This is a genomic window from Thalassotalea psychrophila (assembly GCF_031583595.1).
Lineage (GTDB): Bacteria > Pseudomonadota > Gammaproteobacteria > Enterobacterales > Alteromonadaceae > Thalassotalea_A > Thalassotalea_A psychrophila.
This window is the reverse complement of the sequence record NZ_CP134145.1, coordinates 3,158,470-3,176,127: the sequence shown is the minus strand read 5'-3', so window position 1 is coordinate 3,176,127 and position 17,658 is coordinate 3,158,470. Positions and strand designations below refer to the sequence as shown.

At 37.8% G+C, this 17,658-nt stretch carries 12 protein-coding genes and 1 tRNA gene; 7 read left to right on the top strand and 6 right to left on the bottom strand.

What is annotated here, in order from left to right:
- Nucleotides 1-9 precede the first annotated feature (9 nt).
- Entirely contained in the window at nucleotides 10-1,977 is a 1,968-nt protein-coding gene (locus RGQ13_RS12990; protein WP_348390174.1) for a cation:proton antiporter domain-containing protein, read from the top strand.
- 14 nt (nucleotides 1,978-1,991) lie between these two features.
- On the opposite strand, the gene RGQ13_RS12985 is transcribed toward RGQ13_RS12990, so the two are convergent.
- From RGQ13_RS12985 to RGQ13_RS12975, 3 genes are all read right to left on the bottom strand, one after another.
- On the bottom strand, nucleotides 1,992-3,143 hold the full coding sequence (locus RGQ13_RS12985) for a patatin-like phospholipase family protein (RefSeq protein ID WP_348390173.1): 1,152 nt from the start codon (nucleotides 3,141-3,143) through the stop codon (nucleotides 1,992-1,994).
- Nucleotides 3,144-3,297: 154 nt separating this feature from the next.
- The gene (locus tag RGQ13_RS12980; protein WP_348390172.1) at nucleotides 3,298-4,890 is read right to left on the bottom strand and encodes an ABC-F family ATPase; all 1,593 of its coding nucleotides are present in this window, start codon (nucleotides 4,888-4,890) and stop codon (nucleotides 3,298-3,300) included.
- A gap of 159 nt (nucleotides 4,891-5,049) precedes the next feature.
- The gene (locus RGQ13_RS12975) at nucleotides 5,050-7,338 is read right to left on the bottom strand and encodes a YgiQ family radical SAM protein (protein WP_348390171.1); all 2,289 of its coding nucleotides are present in this window, start codon (nucleotides 7,336-7,338) and stop codon (nucleotides 5,050-5,052) included.
- 222 nt (nucleotides 7,339-7,560) lie between these two features.
- On the opposite strand from RGQ13_RS12975, the gene RGQ13_RS12970 reads away from it, so the two are divergent.
- The 6 genes from RGQ13_RS12970 (at nucleotide 7,561) to RGQ13_RS12945 (ending at nucleotide 15,176) form a co-directional block, all read left to right on the top strand.
- On the top strand, nucleotides 7,561-10,035 hold the full coding sequence (locus tag RGQ13_RS12970; protein ID WP_348390170.1) for a S9 family peptidase: 2,475 nt from the start codon (nucleotides 7,561-7,563) through the stop codon (nucleotides 10,033-10,035).
- A 357-nt stretch (nucleotides 10,036-10,392) separates the two neighbouring features.
- Nucleotides 10,393-12,054 (top strand): sensor domain-containing diguanylate cyclase, encoded by a 1,662-nt coding sequence (locus tag RGQ13_RS12965; protein ID WP_348390169.1) that lies wholly within the window; start codon nucleotides 10,393-10,395, stop codon nucleotides 12,052-12,054.
- A gap of 125 nt (nucleotides 12,055-12,179) precedes the next feature.
- Nucleotides 12,180-13,238 (top strand): quinolinate synthase NadA, encoded by a 1,059-nt coding sequence (gene nadA, locus RGQ13_RS12960; RefSeq protein ID WP_348390168.1) that lies wholly within the window; start codon nucleotides 12,180-12,182, stop codon nucleotides 13,236-13,238.
- Between the two features lie 157 nt (nucleotides 13,239-13,395).
- Nucleotides 13,396-13,485: transfer RNA gene (locus tag RGQ13_RS12955), tRNA-Ser, on the top strand.
- A 511-nt stretch (nucleotides 13,486-13,996) separates the two neighbouring features.
- Complete coding sequence (locus RGQ13_RS12950) at nucleotides 13,997-14,353, top strand: hypothetical protein (protein WP_348390167.1); 357 nt, start codon at nucleotides 13,997-13,999, stop codon at nucleotides 14,351-14,353.
- Between the two features lie 115 nt (nucleotides 14,354-14,468).
- Complete coding sequence (locus tag RGQ13_RS12945; RefSeq protein WP_348390166.1) at nucleotides 14,469-15,176, top strand: hypothetical protein; 708 nt, start codon at nucleotides 14,469-14,471, stop codon at nucleotides 15,174-15,176.
- Nucleotides 15,177-15,595: 419 nt separating this feature from the next.
- Here RGQ13_RS12945 and RGQ13_RS12940 read toward each other — a convergent pair whose 3' ends face one another.
- From RGQ13_RS12940 to RGQ13_RS12930, 3 genes are all read right to left on the bottom strand, one after another.
- On the bottom strand, nucleotides 15,596-16,573 hold the full coding sequence (locus RGQ13_RS12940; RefSeq protein WP_348390165.1) for an ankyrin repeat domain-containing protein: 978 nt from the start codon (nucleotides 16,571-16,573) through the stop codon (nucleotides 15,596-15,598).
- 85 nt (nucleotides 16,574-16,658) lie between these two features.
- On the bottom strand, nucleotides 16,659-16,934 hold the full coding sequence (locus RGQ13_RS12935; protein WP_348390164.1) for a hypothetical protein: 276 nt from the start codon (nucleotides 16,932-16,934) through the stop codon (nucleotides 16,659-16,661).
- A gap of 49 nt (nucleotides 16,935-16,983) precedes the next feature.
- Nucleotides 16,984-17,274 carry a hypothetical protein gene (locus RGQ13_RS12930; protein WP_348390163.1) on the bottom strand — a complete coding sequence of 97 codons (291 nt, stop codon included), beginning with the start codon at nucleotides 17,272-17,274 and terminating at the stop codon, nucleotides 16,984-16,986.
- Nucleotides 17,275-17,658 lie beyond the last annotated feature (384 nt).

Genomic DNA, 17,658 nt, shown 5'->3' with positions numbered 1-17,658 from the left:
AGGATATCCGTGGGCCATTTCTTTGAAATTATCGCTATTTTAGTTGCCGCAGTTTTTACTGTTTGGCTTTTCCGTCGGTTGAATTTACCGGCTATTTTAGCTTACTTGGTTGCCGGTACTATCGTTGGAGAGCATGGTTTATCACTAGCTGGTCACAGTTTAGATTATGAACATTTTGCTGAATTGGGTATTGTCTTTTTATTGTTCACCCTAGGTTTAGAGTTTTCATTGCCCAAATTAATGGCAATGCGTCATTTGGTTATGGGGGTTGGCTCTAAACAAGTTGGTATTAGTTTACTTATATTTTTAATTATTGGTTTGTTCTTAGGTTTTGAACTTGAAACTGCGCTAGTGGTTGGCGGCGTGTTGGCGCTTTCTTCTACTGCAATTGTTATTCGGCAATTAAATGAAAGCGGCTCGATTAAACGCAAGTCAGGACAAATTTCAGTTGCCGTGCTGTTATTTCAAGATATCGCGGTAGTGCCACTTTTAATTATCATTCCATTTTTGTCTGACAGTGGTGATAGCTCAATGTTAGTAGCGTTGCTATTTGCACTACTTAAAGGTGTCTTCGTTGTCGGTTTGTTACTGTCGGCGGGTAAATGGATTCTGCCAACAATTTTTAATCAAGTAGCATTAGTTCGAACCGATGAATTATTTGTATTAACAACCTTGTTTGTAACCCTCTTTGCTGCAGGATTAACTCAATTCTTCGGTTTATCAATGGCTTTAGGTGCATTTTTAGCGGGCATGATGTTGGGCGAATCGCAATATAAGTATCAACTTGAGGCTGACATCAGGCCTTTTAGAGATATATTACTAGGCTTGTTTTTTGTTACTGTTGGAATGAAACTTGATCCCGTTTTATTATTCACTCAACCTGGAAAAATTGTTGTATTAGTTATCAGTTTTATGCTGATCAAAACTCTTATTGTTAGGTTTCTTGCCGTTAGAGCAGGTGAGTCGAAAAAAGATGCTTGGGCTTCAGCATTTATGCTTGCGCAAATGGGCGAATTTGGTTTTGTGCTTATTTCTCTAGCAGCTACCGTAGGCGTTTTATCACCTAAGCTTACCTCAATGCTTTTAGGAGTTGGTATAATCTCTATGGCCATCACCCCTTACATGATCAAAAATGCGCGTAAATGGTCAGTTGCTTTAGCTTATGATGGCAATCATGATGATACTGAAGAACAAATTAATATCAGCAGTAAAGATCTATCTAATCATGTAGTTATTTGTGGTTTTGGACGAGTAGGGCAAACGGTTAGCCGATTTTTAAAACAAGAAAAAATCGACTTTATTGCTATTGATATTGATCCTGTCAGGGTGAACGAATCAAGAGAGTCGGGTGAAAATATCCTGTTTGGCTCAGCTAGACAAACTGAAATATTAACGGCAGCAAATTTGAGCCAAGCAAAGTTAGTGGTTATTTCATATGGTGCAGCTGAGCAATCGTTAGATGTGGTGCAAAAGGTCCGTTCAATCTCTAAAAACGTGCAAATATTAGTTAGGACACGTAATGATGACGCTTTAGTATCGCTAAAAGAGGCTGGCGCTAACGAAGTTGTTCCTGAATCATTAGAAGGTAGCTTAATGTTAGTTTCACAGGTATTAAACTTATCTGGCGTACCGTTTTCCCGAATTGTTCGCAGAGTACAAGCTGAGCGAAAAAACCATTACCACCGGTTACATGGTTTCTATCCTGGTGTTGATACCAACATGAGCGCAGAAGCGATTGAGCGCATAGAGTTTGTTCATCCAACGTTATTACTAGATGACGCATGGGCTAATGGTAAGGCAATTGAAGGACTCGACTTAGAGCGTCGTAGAGTAGAAATTATAGCTGTACGCCGTGATCATGATGAGTTTACTAATCTAGCGAATGATTTTGTTTTACAAGCACAAGATACCGTAGTTTTGCAAGGCAAACCTCGCAGAGTAGAAAGAGTAGAGCGTTACTTACAAGAAGGGCCGTAAAATATACAAGCAGGTTATATATTTAAAAAATCTCTGATCTGTTCTTCTTTTTCCATTGCATCGTTAAAACCAACTTGAATAAGACGTTTACAATAGTTTTGTTCAAACATGATATAGGAAGTAAGTGAAGACTCAGAATCTTTACCACTGCCCATTAAACGTAATATAAACCTGAGTGCCCATTGTAGTTCGTCATAATGCTCATTGGCTAGAACATGAAAGTTTTGGCTCGGATTAATTAAAAAACTGTCTACTTGCTTTAAATCTGATTGAAACTTACGTTTCGCTTCAGGTATCAAATTTACCGTTTTATTTATTCTATTCATCCGCTCTAAATCACTGTTTAATGCTTCAGAAAAAACTGTATCCATTAAATGACCGGCTATTTCTGCGTTATTTGGAGGCTGATGAAAATCCACCGCATGATGAATACTTTCTTGAGGCTGTTCAACACCAATAATAAATATTTTTTCGGCGCCTAAATGAATTGGTGTGCTTAAAGGTGATAACTGGCTGACCGAGCCGTCACCAAAATGTTCTTTTTTAATTTTTATTGACGGAAATATTAATGGAATAGAGGAGGAGGCCAATAAATGATCGGTATGTAAGGTTGTTTGCACGCCTCTGCGTTTTGACCTTTGCCATGGCGTAATAGACTTATCTGCTTGGTAAAAGCTAATCGAATCACCGCTAGTGTAACTTGAAGCCGTAATTGCAATTGATGATAAATAGCCATTATTTATATTGCCATCAATGCGCTTAAAGTCGACCACTTGATTTAACAATCCCCGTAAAGGCTCATTATTAAGTAAACTCATCGCTTTTTTGGGAGCATAACCTGCTCGATAAGAGCGTAATAAACCACTAAAAATGTGGCCAAATACTTTCCCTGCTTTGGAATGGTAAATACTGCTAGTGTGCAGGTTATTCCAGACATATTCTAAGCGACGAATGCCCAAGTGATAACATGATGCATAACACGCTATCGTTGTGGCATTAATAGCCCCAGCTGATGTTCCTGATATGATTGGGAAGGGGATACCGTGATTGCGCGGCATGAATTTTGATATGGCCTTTAATACGCCAACTTGATAAGCCGCACTTGCGCCACCACCGGTAAGTAATAGAGCAGTTTTACATCCTTTGTAACTTTTTTTGGGGCTCATCAAATATACAACTTAACAGTTTGATAGGTATTACATTAATTTAATAATGATTTATATACCTACCTTTGTAAAGTTATTGATCAGAAAAAAGGGGTCAGTGATATTTAACTATCATAAGTTAAATATCACTGACCCCTTTTGGGATTTTTAAACTTTACGCTTGGCTTTTTAAGTACTCTTCGTACGTGCCGGCAAAATCAACGTATCCATCTTTTGTTAACTCGATAACACGAGTAGCAAGTGTTGATACAAACTCACGGTCATGTGAAACAAATACCAAAGTACCTTCGTATTTCTCAAGTGCCATGTTTAATGCTTCAATTGATTCCATATCCATGTGGTTGGTTGGCTCATCCATTACTAAAATGTTTGGTTTTTGCATCATCATTTTACCAAACAACATGCGACCTTGTTCACCACCAGAAAGAACTTTAACTGACTTATAAATATCATCAGCTGAAAACAGCAGGCGACCTAGGTAACCACGAATCACTTGTTCATCATCGCCTTCACTACGCCATTGACTCATCCAGTCAAATAAAGTCATGTCGTTTTCAAAATCAGTTGCATGGTCTTGCGCGTAGTAAGCTATTTGCGCATTTTCAGACCATTTTGCCGATCCTGTTTCTGGCATGTATTCAACTTCACCCATTAAGGTACGTAAGAACGTGGTTTTACCGATACCGTTCTCACCGATAATAGCAATTTTTTCACCAACTTCAGCCATTAAATTAATATTTTTAAGTACGTGATTGTCGTCAAAACTCTTGTTTAAATTTTCAATCACTAATGAGTTTCGGAACAATTTCTTTTCTTGGTCGAAACGGATAAACGGTGTTACTCGGCTTGAAGCTTTCACTTCATCAAGTTTAATTTTATCTAATTGCTTCGCTCGTGACGTAGCTTGTTTCGCTTTTGAAGCATTTGCCGAGAAACGACGTACAAAGTCTTGTAGCTCTGTAATTTGAGCTTTCTTTTTATCATTGCCGGCCATTAAAGTGGCGCGAGCTTGAGTTGCAGCCAACATATACTGGTCGTAGTTACCTGCGTAAACACGTAGTTCACCGTAATCTAAATCAGCCATGTGCGTACAAACACTGTTTAAGAAATGTCTATCATGCGAGATGATGATCATGGTTGATTCACGTTCGTTTAAAATGTCTTCTAACCATTGGATGGTGTGAATGTCCAAGTTGTTGGTAGGCTCATCTAAAAGTAAGATATCTGGATCAGAGAATAATGCTTGCGCTAAAAGTACACGAAGTTTCCAGCCAGGAGCTACATCACTCATAGGGCCGAAATGTTGGCTTACCGGAATACCTAGACCTAGCAATAACTCACCGGCACGGCTTTCAGCAGTGTAACCGTCCATCTCAGCAAATTCAGTTTCTAAATCAGCAACACGCATACCTTCTTCTTCACTCATCTCTGGTAATGAGTAAATACGGTCACGCTCTTCTTTTATTGCCCATAACTCGGTATGACCCATAATAACCGTGTCTACTACAGAGTATTCCTCATAAGCGAATTGATCTTGGCGTAATTTACCAACACGTTCGTTAACGTCTATAGAAACAGTACCGCCAGATTGCTCTAGGTCACCACCTAAAATTTTCATAAAGGTTGATTTACCACAACCGTTAGCACCAATTAAACCAAAGCGGTTACCACCACCAAATTTAACAGAAATGTTTTCAAATAAAGGTTTTGCACCAAACTGCATGGTGATATTAGCTGTTGAGATCAATGGATATTCCTAAGGTATAAATTTTGTGCGCATTATACGCGAGAAAGCAAAGTAAATGAAATTTATTTTGTTGGTAATTTGTTAACGATATAGACCACAAAGAGAGATATAAACGATTAATATCTCTCTTTGTTTCTGTCCTTGTAAGTACTGTTTATATTAGCGTGCAGGCTTCTTTTTCGGCTTTTTAAACTGATCGTTACTAAAACGAGTTAAACCTTTTTGAGCAGGCTTTTTGCCGTAAGAATTACCTTTTTTACGCTGTTGGCCAGGCGAGGTTTTATGACCGGAGGCGTTATTTTTACCCTTTTGATAACTCATATTTTTTTCACTACGAGTCTCAACAGGTACTAAACATTGTGGACCACTACCAATTAACTTACGTGCTAAGCCCATTTTAGTTAATGCGGCACGGATAATTGGCCAATTTGCCGGATCGTGATAACGCAATATTGCCTTGTGCAAACGGCGCTGAATAGTACCTTTAGGTACGGGGACCGCAGTACCTTCTTTTCTGATCTTATTCAGAGAATCAACTTCGGTATGGTAAATGGTTGTTGCATTTGCCAAAGGTGATGGATAAAAATTTTGCACTTGATCAAGCTTAAAATTGTTTTCTTTCAGCCATAATGCCAAGTTCACCATATCTTTGTCGGTGGTGCCTGGATGCGCTGAGATAAAGTACGGAATTAAAAACTGTTTTTTACCGGCCAGTTTAGAGTAATGATCAAACATTTCTTTAAACTTATGGTACGAGCCCATACCTGGTTTCATCATTTTTGCTAATGGGCCGTCTTCAGTATGCTCTGGCGCAATTTTTAAATAGCCGCCAACATGATGACTGGCTAATTCTTTTACGTATTCAGGATCGCGAATTGCTAAATCGTAACGAACACCAGAAGCAATAAGGATTTTTTTAATGCCTTTAACTTTACGAGCTTTACGGTAAAGTTCGATAGTAGGAGTATGATCGGTGTCCATGTGGCCACAAATATCAGGCCATACACATGAAGGACGGCGACATGTCGCCTCTGCCTTCGGGCTTTTACAGCGCAGCTGATACATGTTTGCCGTAGGGCCACCTAAATCAGAAATAACCCCAGTAAAGCCTGGTACTTTATCTCTAATATCTTCAATTTCATCAATTATTGATTGTTGTGAACGCGATTGAATTATACGACCTTCATGCTCGGTAATTGAACAGAATGAGCAACCACCAAAGCAACCACGCATAATGTTTATTGACGTTTTGATCATGTCATAAGCGGGTATTTTAGCATTACCATAACTAGGGTGAGGTACACGCGCGTAGGGTAAAGCAAACACACCATCCATTTCTTCTTCAGATAATGGTAGGGCTGGCGGATTTAACCAAATAATTCTGTCGCCATGACTTTGTACTAATGCACGAGCACTCGCTGGGTTTACTTCTTGATGGAATATACGTGAAGCATGAGCGTAGAGCATTTTGTTTACGCTTACTTGTTCATAGCTTGGTAACTTAACGTAGGTTTTTTCCCAAGGTTTATATTTTTTATCCCAAGTTTTATTTTGGTAGTCGCTAATTTGAATCGGAACAGCGTCTTTAGTTATGTCTACTTTACTCTCATTAGCATTATTTTTTGCACTAATAATAGTAACACCAGAGTCTGTTATTTCGTCAGCCTTGTCACAATTGCTTGGCGTCATGTCTTGGTATGGGCTAGCAATAGGATCAATTTTTCCTGGTCTGTCAATGCTACGAGAATCTACACCACGCCATCCTGGTAGTGCGGTTTTACTCAAAAACGCAGTACCACGTACATCGGTGATATTTTTTACATCTTCGCCACGAGCAATGCGATGTGCTACTTCAACTAATGGGCGTTCGGCATTACCATATATTAAGATGTCTGCTTTAGCGTCAAATAAGACACTACGGCGAACTTTGTCAGACCAGTAATCGTAATGAGAAATACGGCGTAAACTCGCTTCAATACCGCCAATAATTACGGGAACACCTTTATAGGCTTCTTTGCAGCGTTGAGTGTATGCTGTTACTGCTCTGTCTGGGCGTTTGCCACCTTCGTTGTTAGGTGTATATGCATCATCATGGCGCATACGACGCTCGGCGGTGTAACGATTGATCATTGAGTCCATATTGCCGGCAGTAACACCAAAAAATAAGTTAGGTTTACCTAAAGTCATGAATGCATCTTTTGAATGCCAATCAGGTTGTGCGATCATACCCACACGAAAACCTTGTGATTCAAGCATCCGACCAATTATTGCCATACCAAACGAAGGGTGATCAACATAGGCATCACCACTAACTAAAATAATGTCACAACTGTCCCATCCTAATTCATCCATCTCTTTTCTAGACATAGGAAAAAATGGTGCTGAGCCGTAGCATTCTGCCCAATATTTAGGATATTCGAACAATTCTGTTTTTGGTAATGGGATCATGAAATAGCGTGACCTTTATTAGTGCTTACAATGGTTTTAACTACAACCGGAAAATAATCGGCCGGATTATAGCAGACTTAACTAGTAAAGTGCGGTTAAAAAATGTACAGGAGTTACAAAGGATTACATAAAATGTAACTTTTCGTCACCCACAATGATTGATTTGTGGGCTGATTATTTGCTTTAATAGCAGCACTTAAGAATTTAGATGTATTTTAAACTATGAAATATCCATTAATTGTAGCATCAGTAAGTGTGTTTTTAACCGCTTGTGCTTCCAATGATAGTGCTCCACAAAACAGCGGTAGTGCTGCGAATAATGTTGCTATGACGGTTCCTGTAAAAGGTGAAGCAGTTAAAGCTCCAGACTTAAACCAAGTGATTACCCTTGAAAAAGTAATGTCAGATCCTGATTGGTTTGCACGCTCTCCTTCATCTTGGTACTGGGGCGATGATAACGAGACGGTGTTTTACAAACAAAAACGTTTAGGTAACCCTGTTAAAGATTTATTTAAGAAATCTATCAGTATTGACGGTAATGGTAATAAAGTCGCTTATAGTGATATGCATGTTGCTGCCGATGACGGGGCGGTATTAAGCCCAGATGGTAAGCAAGAGTTGTATACGTTTAAGGGTAATGTCTTTGTAAAAAATATTGCTACGCAAGCTGTCACTCAATTAACTTATACATCGGCAGTAGAAAGCCAAGCGATTTTCTTAACTGATGGCCGTGTTAGTTACCGTGTTAGTAATGTATTTTATGCCCACGATGTAAAAAACAACCAAGTTCGTGAACTCGCGAATTTGAAAATGATTGATACTCCTGGTGGTAAAAAAAGCGAGCAAACCTACATTGCTCAGGAGCAAGAAAAGCTAATTGATTACGTGGCTTTGCAAAAACGTAATTCTGCTTTAAAGGCTGATGAAGCTAGCAAAATGCGTAGTGAAAATAAGACTATTGCCACTTCTATATTTTATTTCGGCGCGGGTAAAAAAGTAGTACAAGCGCAATTATCCCCTAATGCACAGATGATGGTGGTTAGTGTCGCTAAATCTGATTCGTGGAGTAATGCTGGCGATATCATGCCAAATTACATCACTAGCGATGCCACAATTGACCCTCAAAAAGTTCGTCGTCGTGTTTCTGATAACCGTCAATATAAAGAAGATGTGTATTTATTAGATTTAGTAAACGATGCACAATATTTATTAGGTTATGAGACTCTACCTGGCTATGACGAAGATGTACTAGCGTCAGTTAAAACTGAAAACTTTAAGCGTGAAGGTAAAGAATACAAGTCTGAAAAATCACCGCGTAATATTCATTTAATGTATAACAGCATCCAATGGCATAAAGATTCAAACCAGGTTGCCATTATGATGGAAGCGTGGGACAACAAAGACCGATGGATCGCGACTATCGACTTTGACAATAAAAAGTTTGTTAGCCAACATCGTTTACATGATGATGCTTGGATAAACTGGGATTTTAATGACTACGGTTGGTTTGATGAAAGCGAAACGCTTTATTACCTATCAGAAGAGTCTGGTTATGGTCACCTTTACGTAAAACCAGTTGATGGTAAAGCGAAAGCGTTAACCTCTGGCAGCTATGAAGTACGTCAGTTAACAAAAACAGCTGATGAAGACAGCTTTTATTTTCAAGCGAATAAATCACATCCTGGAATTTATGAGATTTATAACGTAACAGTTGATGATGCGACAGTTGCAGCGGTTACCGATTTAGGTGGTAATAACAGTTATTCATTATCGCCGGATGAATCTAAGCTATTAATTGAACACTCAACAACAACTATGCCACCTGAGCTTTACGTGCAAGATGTTCAAATTGATGCTGAGGCAATTCGTTTAACACATACTGTAACTGAAGAGTTTTTAAGTATGCCATGGACCGCGCCAACAATAGTTGAAGTACCATCCTCGCATACCAAACAAGGCGTTTTCTCTAGAGTTTACCAGCCAGTACCTACAGATGGCGCAAGTGCCGCCGTGCAAGGTAAAGCTGTTATGTTTGTACATGGTGCGGGTTACTTACAAAACTCACACTTAGGTTGGTCGGGTTATTTCCGTGAGTTTATGTTCCACTCAATGTTAGTGCAAAAAGGCTATACCGTTATCGATATGGATTACCGTGCATCGAAAGGTTACGGCCGTGATTGGCGTACCGCTATTTATCGCCACATGGGTAAACCTGAAGTGGAAGACATGCTTGATGGTGTTAATTGGTTAGTTGACAATGCCAATGTCGATAGAAAGCGAGTGGGTGTTTACGGTGGGTCTTATGGTGGTTTCTTAACGTTAATGAGTATGTTTACCGAGCCAGAAGTATTCCAAGCAGGCTCTGCACTACGTTTAGTGTCTGATTGGACATCATATAACCATGGCTATACGTCAAACATTTTGAATACACCTGAAGATGACAAAATTGCCTACGAGCGTAGTTCACCAATTTATTTTGCCGAAGGTTTAGAAAAACCATTATTGATAAATGCACCAATGGTTGATGATAACGTGTTCTTCCAAGACTCTGTACGTTTAGTACAACGTTTAATTGAGCTTGAAAAACAAGATTTTGAAACTGCAATCTACCCAGTAGAGCCACACGGTTTTGTGCAACCAAGCAGTTGGTTAGATGAATACCGCAGAATATTTAAGTTGTTTGAAAACAATTTATAAGTAGTAAATATTAATTAAAAGGCGCCAACACGGCGCTTTTTTTTTGCTCAAGGAAGAGCTATATGCAGAAATACCATGGATGGTGTACTTTCTGTTTACTTCAGGGATGATGGAATGCAAACTGCCATGGGCCGCTCATTAACATCCATGTTAGCGCGGCATATACAATGTCCCTATTGAAAACGGCAATAGGTTTGTAACCTAATGATTTTATATTCCTTACTAATTCAAAGTTACATTCCTGTTACCAAACTTAGGTGTGTAACAGAATGTTATCGCTTAAGATGGTAATAATTTTGTTGAATTGTACATAACCTAATTCAATCTACATATCGGTTAAGCTAAGGGCTAAAGTCAATGAGTAATAACAAGCTGTTTTATATGCCACTAATTGCAGTGCTGCTATTGTTTTCACTCGCATTCCCTTTTTTTACTGCATCATTGCATGAAATAACTAGTGACGTAATTAAAACCAGCCTAGCAGCTCAGCTTGAGTCATTAGAAACCAATAATTATGATGAACTGCTAAACAAAGAACCACAAGTGCTGCAAAACTATGTGTTAAGTCAATCGTTTAATAAGAATGATCAGCGCTTAACCATAATTGACATCAATGGTGTGGTAAAAGCCGACTCGAGTCATAAAACTGTAGAACAAATGCATAGTCACGCTCATGAACCCGAATTTTTACAAGCGGTAAAACATGATCAAGGTTCAGCAATACACTTCAGTGAAGCATTACAAATTGACATGCTGTATGTAGCCAAAAAAGCAGTATTAGCCAATGGCACTTACATTATCAGAATAGCAACACCACTCGCGAGTATCACAACGGTTGAACAACGTGTTCTTTTGCTACTTGGGGTATTAATTCTGACAACAATAATACTTATTGGGTTAGTTAGTTTTAATTTAAATAAGCGAATTCGTATACATTTGATGGAACGCCAAAAAAGCTATGAAAAAATATTATTAGGTAAGAATCGTGAATTTGAATTACTAAATCAATTAGCAAATTATTTAGCAGCCTGTAAATCTTTTGACGAAGCTGAAAAAATTATTACTAATTTAGTGCCTAAAATTATCGGCGATGTAAGTGGCTCTTTGTCGATTATTAAAGATTCGAGAAACTTAGTTGAGCCTAAAATTAATTGGTCAAAAGGTAACAATGCCCAAGTGCCATTCGCACCTTCTGAATGTTGGGCGTTACGTAAAGGTCATTACCATTTAACTACAGAGAGTGATATTACCATTAGGTGCGAACATACCGCCGAAGAGCAAGATCAAATGCTCTGCATTCCTTTGTCTGCTCATGGTAATACCATAGGTGTGGTTCATTTTGATATTCAAGGGAAGTTATCAGACGATAGAATGATGTTAGTAAAATCAGTAGTCGAACACCTTGGTTTAGCAATGGCGAACTTGAAGTTGCAATATCAGTTACGCTCGCAAGCATTAAAAGACCCGTTAACTGGCTTGTTTAATCGTCGTTTTCTTGATGAGAATCTTGAGCTTGAGATAAGTAGGGCAAACCGTCATGGCAAGTCGTTATCATTACTGATGGTGGATTTTGACCACTTTAAACGTTTTAACGATAATTTTGGCCATGATGCCGGCGACTACGTATTAAAAGAAATATCCACTTTACTAGATAAAAATACCCGTAAAGAAAATAGCGTTTGCCGGGTAGGTGGTGAAGAAATTGCAATATTATTGCCCGAAACAAGTAAAGAAGATGCTGCATTACTTGCTGATAAATTATGCTCGCTAGTTCGAAAATTGCACCTTAAACATCGAGGGCAGTCGCTCGGTAAATTGTCTATCTCTATAGGAATTAGTAGCTTTCCGGATGATGCAGATACTGCATTTGATTTATATAAGCATGCTGACTCTTGTTTGTATAAAGCAAAGGCTAACGGTCGAGATCAATACTCAATTGAAGTACAAGAATATAGTGATAAAAAATCTCAAAATGAGAGTAATGCTGTTGAGCTTAGTAGCATTGTGAATGGTAATTAATTTACTATTCGTAATCTGGTTAAAGCCTAAATATGTATAGTTACAACAGTTCTACACATTTTGCTGACAATCTCTTATAATGTCCGTCACTTTTAAATGTATAAATTTTACTGAGTTCTAGAGAGATGTTAGAAACAACCTTAGCTGTCGATTTTGATTATACTTTTCCAGCCAAACCAGCGCCATTAACTGAGGCTGATAAAGCCGATTATAAAGCGAAAATTAAGCAGCTATTAATCGACAAAAATGCGGTACTAGTTGCCCATTACTACACCGATCCAGAAATTCAAGCATTAGCTGAAGAAACTGGCGGTTGTGTTGCTGACTCTCTAGAAATGGCTCGATTTGGTAAAGAGCACCCCGCAACAACTTTAATCGTTGCTGGTGTTAAGTTTATGGGCGAAACGGCAAAAGTTCTAACCCCACATAAAACCGTATTAATGCCTACTTTAGAAGCAACATGCTCTTTAGATTTAGGTTGTCCTATTGAAGAGTTTAATAACTTCTGTGATCAGCATCCAGAGCGCACTGTAGTTGTATACGCTAATACATCAACAGCGGTTAAAGCGCGAGCTGATTGGATAGTAACATCATCTTGTGCTTTAGAAATTGTTGAGCACTTAGACGAGCAGGGCGAAACAATCTTGTGGGGCCCAGATAAGCATCTTGGCGCATATATCGAAAAGCAAACTGATGCAGACATGATCATGTGGGATGGCGCTTGTATTGTTCATGATGAATTTAAAACCAAAGCGCTTAACGACATGAAAGCATTACACCCTGATGCTGCGGTATTAGTTCATCCTGAATCACCATTAGATGTTGTAGCCCTTGCTGATGCTGTAGGCTCAACGAGTCAGTTAATTAAAGCTGCGCAAGATATGCCCAACCAAAAATTTATCGTGGCCACCGATCGCGGTATTTTCTACAAGATGCAACAGCTTTGTCCAGACAAAGAATTCTTCGAAGCTCCAACGGCTGGCGAAGGCGCAACCTGTAGAAGCTGTGCACACTGTCCTTGGATGGCTATGAACGGCTTAAAAGCAATTCACGACTCATTAATTGATGGTGAAGGAAGAGAGATCTTTGTTGATAATGAGCTACGAGAAGGTGCATTAAAGTCACTTGGCCGTATGCTTGATTTCTCAGCTAGTTTAAAACTTGCGCAAACAAACAATACTTAAACATTTAGATTGTTGATAAAAAGTACAAATAGTAAAACAAACAACTATTTGTGCTTGCGTATGTGTAAATAATTCCCTAACATACGCGGCTTATCGAGATATTTCCTTTGGTATATTTCGATTTCCTGAACTTGTTTCAGGATCAATTAAAAAATTAGGTGAGTTGGCTGAGCGGCTGAAGGCGCTCGCTTGGAAAGCGAGTTTAGGTTTATCCCTAACATGAGTTCGAATCTCATACTCACCGCCATATATTATAGATAAACCTCTGTTTTTAAGGGGTTTTTTTATGCCTGATACTTTCTGAACCGTCAAGAAGACCGTCAAATATTCACGTTACTATAAAAATCTACCTCATATAAAATTAATCGAACCTGATCAAAGATCAGAACCCCATAATTTTATTTAAGGTTACAGGTGAGTGGACAACTACATTAGTTGTGCCACTAATATATATGTTCCCTTGGTGCGCTTTCCATACATTAGCCTAATAATTTTACCCATATATTTTCTAATGATTATTTGGCATTGTATAAGCAAAATTTTTCAATACTATGTATTTGCACGCTTTCACCAGAGAAAACGAGTTTAAAACACGCTTTTCCCGAAGGCCTATCAAACTAAATCAATAAACACTTGATATACTTATGTTATTTAGTTAATTTTATTTATATCTGATAAAAATCAGACGGTATATGAATTGTATTTAAAAGGATTTTTTCCCGTCTAATAAGCTGTTAGGCTTTAAAAAAGGATGAACTTTGAAATCACTATTATTCGTACTATCCCTCTTTTCATTCTCTGTTTTCGCCGATGGAACAGATTATTGGAGTCAGAACAAGTCAATGAATTTACCTTCAGGTGTTGCAACTACTTCCTGTGATTTTTATAACAAATTAGATCAAACAGCAGAACAAACTGTACTGATGAATGAAATCTATAAACGTTGGCTAAAAGGATGGGTAGGCTCTTTTGCAATGTACAGCGATTGGGCAGTTCGAGATATAGAAGAAAGTGAATATTTAGGTTTTATCAAAACATACTGTGAAAAATTCCCAAATAACACACTTGGAATGGCAGCACATACTTTTACCTATAGGGTGAAAATTAAAGCCTAACAAGCTAATTAATAAGGACAAAAAACAGTTGGCTTTTTGCTCACTACGTTCACTTATTTAAGCCAACTCTATTTTGCCCCTTAAGTGGGCGTTAGGTCTCAAAGGAATCTTCTCTATGCCTAAATATGAAAGTATCGCAGAAGCACCTCTTTCGGTGAGAACAAGATATTTTCAAATAAAGTACAGTAAGTACTTTATGAGTGTTACTCGTTTTTATTCTAGAGTGTCGCTGTCTATCAAGGAAAGGAAGAAAAATCGTGTTTTAACTGATACTTTGAAGACGTTTAAAAAAGAAATAGTCAGAGCACGAAATAGTGAAAATGAGTGCGTACAAATCTTAATGAATTTAGGCTTGTTCTTTCTCATTGCTGAAAAAGACATCCAAACTGTTAAAATTGATGCTCTTACACACCATGACGAATGGAAAAGGTTACTTTCCTTAAGGATTATTTTACTCACTATCTATGAATGGGATATGAGTAAGGCGAATAGTAAAAATTTGAAGGAGCTACTTATTCAGTCTTCCGTAGAAGAAAAGCTACAGAAAGAATTATTTAACTCGTTAAAGTTGTTGCGTAAATCTAGAGAAAAGGCGGCTAAACAACTCCGCTTTGAAAGAAATAATATTATAGCTCATCGTAATTCAGATGCTTTACTACAGCTAAATACAATCCAGTATTTAAATGCAAAAGTGGTATTTAATATTGTTACTGATTTTTATGAATCCTCTGGGGTTTTTATGCAAGTATTTCCAAAAATACTATTGCAGGCAGGAAGTATAGAAGGTCTGTTTTCTTATTTACTTAAGAGTAAAGAGACCTAACAAGAAATTAAACAAGAAATTAAACAAGGACAAAAAACAGTTGGCTGTTTCACTCCGTTCACAATTTTAGCCAACTACAATTTGTCCCTTAACAGGGCGTTAGTTGTTTATGGTCGGTACAAGAGGGCGCATATTGTACGTAGTTATGAGTTCCGCTAGCAGCTAGTATCAGCTTCTGACAACTAGCTTAACTACGGTCTAGAAGGTAGCCACTCATACTGTAAGACATACCGCACATATACCCGTAGTTATACTTACCGTTAACAGCTGATATACAAAGTAGTAAGTATAAATTTTTTGGCTCTAATTAGCGTTAATTGTTGGTGACTGACTATATAGTCGCCATGATGTAAAAATGACTTTTCTTGGTAGTAAACCCGTTGATCCTCATCCGTCTCTTAAGTGCCATTAGCTGTCGGTCAGTTGTTTTCTTTTTTTAGGGATTCAATTAACTTTTCCGTATATTCTGCCGTATACCTAAGATCTGAATATAAGTAATCTTTGAGCGATTTAGCACAGTTATCATTCTCGCAATAAGCGTCTATTTTCGCACCATGTGCCAGTAATATCTTTGCATTTTGAATATCCCTAGTCATGAGAGAAATCATTAGAGAAGTGTACCCGTTATCACAAATGTGAGTAGTGGAAACCCCTTTACTAATTAAATAGCTAAGTAGCTCAGGTGACTTTCCTGAAGCGACATGTAAAGCATTGCAATTTACACTCGTTTTAGCAGTTAGTAATGCAGCATCTTTACTAACTAACTCCTTTAGAACATCTAACTTATCCCAAGAAATAGAATCCCAAAATTTAGTTTTATTTGGCACATTCATTGCCATTATATCAGGAGAAAAATCTTTAAAGTTAACTAACTCTGGAGCTTTAATTATTAAAGTATCATCAACCACTGAAAAAGGCGGTATAAAGAGATTCGCAGGAAGCGAGCCATTTGAATCGCTCATTCTCCCATCTAGCGAATAAGTAGACTGCCTACATGGATCTTTCAAATAATTTCTTTGATTACTTGCGCTAATAGCGCACCCTCCAATAGGGTTAATGCCAAGTAGCACTATCAATGGATAAGGATTTACTGCCAACTCTTCTTCGTATGCCGAAATCGTAGAGTCATACAATATGCTAGCTTTTATATTGCCGCTGGTCTTGGCAAAATATTGAAAAGCGGTATCTAGTTGGCTCGTTGATAGATTAATTTCATTGTCATTTATTGAATTTAGTTGAATTTTGCTAGGCTTAAGAATAAGAACAGGTAACCCATACCACTCAACCCTTAAATGACTTCCTTCAGTTAATTTTGCTAAATTTATTTCTAAATCGCTTTTCTCATTTGCATTAACTGCCAAACAGAAAATCAAACAAATATAGGTTAAATATTTCATAAATCCTTTATGTATTTTAATCATTGTGAATGACTATATATCGCTCTTTGCCGACCTTGATATTAGAAATACTAAGGTCAACATCTTAAATCATATTAAAGATATAAATCCCAGCAGTCAGTACAAAAACCATAAAACCAGACTGCCATTCATACTTCGAGTATTTAATTATTTTTTCATGCTCAATAATTGCATCGGATTTAGCTCTAATTTTTAGCCTACCAAAAATCACACATGACAAACATAAAGGCAGCATGAAAAGGTAAATATAGCTTTTAGACTCAATATATACTCCAAACGGAATAGCTAGCCACAAAAATTCAATAGCCCACTGAGTTAGTTTTGATTCTTGCTTATTCATATATTTACTAATGTTGCCAACGACCGCTGCTCGCTCATAAGAGACCGAGTTAATTTTTATATTTATCGTATAGTTTGAACATTGCGAAGTACCCTAAAAATTGGAACAACCATAATTCAAATCCCAACATACCATAACTTGGGTCAATAAGTTTTCTTAAGCCAAGGTATATAGAGGCAGGCCACCAAAACAGACCAGCTACAAACATTTCTAGTTGATAATACCATGCTAACTCTGGTGCCATATCAGAACTCATTGCTGCATGTAGAAATAGAAAATAACCTACTATTGATAAAACCAATATAGCAATAAACCTTTTAATCCAAACTGATTTTTTCATTGCCAAGGTATATCCATATTTTTTTAATATTTCAGAGTTGTCTACGACTGCTGTTCGCTCAAAGCGGAAGTTAACCGTCCGCTGACTTAAGTTTATCCTACTGATATTCCTCACTTTGTCAATTAACAATAGCAGGGTGTTTGACTGCTGGATTTATAGATCAACAATTAACGCTAATAGAGCCAAATATTTATTTTTTTCATTAGCATTTGGCTTTTAAACACTTCCTTTACTTACCATTTCACAGAACATTTCGCTTCACTAACTACTCATTTCATTCACTTGCTTCGCAAGCTCATTCATTCGTAGGTTAGTTTGCTCAATTTCTGCTCATGGTACGACAGGTAGTGTTAAGGGGTTACGGGTTAGGTGGCTACTAGCCGA